1 protein-coding gene is annotated in these 978 nt (G+C 44.4%); it reads left to right on the forward strand.

The window, feature by feature from the left end; all coding sequences use genetic code 11:
* A partial coding sequence (locus CVN76_RS00890) for an SCO7613 C-terminal domain-containing membrane protein (RefSeq protein ID WP_442857523.1) occupies positions 1-537 on the forward strand: 537 nt, incomplete at its 5' end.
* Between the last annotated feature and the right edge of the window lie 441 nt (positions 538-978).

The following is a 978-nucleotide window of genomic DNA, read 5'->3' on the forward strand; positions in this document are numbered from 1 at the left end:
AATGTTCTTTTGGCTGCAGCGATATTGTCCAGCCTTTATCCGTATTGGGTCATCATCAACCAATTCACGATACCTGCCGTCCTTGAAGAAGAGGCAGATATTTTGCCGCTCTTCATCGTCAGTACCATCCTGCTGAGGAAAATTTTCGTTAACGGCAAAACCACACAATATATCGAGAGTGCGATTGTCTTACTCTTATTTTTAGACTTGATTCTGGATGCGATGGCGAGCAACACCTTATATGATGCGCTCATTATCGGAACGGTATCATTGGCAGCGATGCTGATTGGCTTCATGATGAAATACAAATCGTATTTCATTGCCGGAACGGGCACCATTTTATTCAATATTTATAGCAATACTACTTCGATGTGGAGCGAGATGCCATGGTGGTTGTATTTGATCATTGGCGGTGTCCTCCTTATCGGAATAGCCTCCTTCTTCGAATGGAAAAAGCAAAAAGACAACCGGACATCGAAGGAAGTGCTTGAAAAAAATAAACAAAGAATCAAGAATTGGTTCAACCGCTGGAATTAATGAAGAAAAGTGGCAAAACAAAAAGGCTTTGGTATTCCAAGCCTTTTTGTTTTGGACAATATTTTGGATGTTTTGTACTTTGTCCGTTTCATAGCACTGCAGGTGCTCTCTTATCCAGAGGCGGTCCTTAAGCCTCCTCGGCTTTTACGCCTGCGGTGTCTCATGTGGACGCGCATTTCCCGCAGGAGTGTCGCGCCTTCCATTTCATTTCACTCTGCGTGAAATCGAAGATAGGTTCTCCATTGCCTGCAGTTCTGGTAGATTTGTACATAGCCGTTTCATAGCACTGCAGGTGTTCCCTTATCCAGAGGACGTCCGTGAGCCTTCTCGGCGTGTGCATTCGTGGGGTGTTTCCCTGGGTCTCTCATTCTAAGCAAGATGCCAAACGCGCTTCTCATCTTCTTCCGTTTTGTTCATCTTTTGCCAATCATAAATTTCCAC

The sequence above is a fragment of the Bacillus sp. mrc49 genome, from assembly GCF_002803435.1.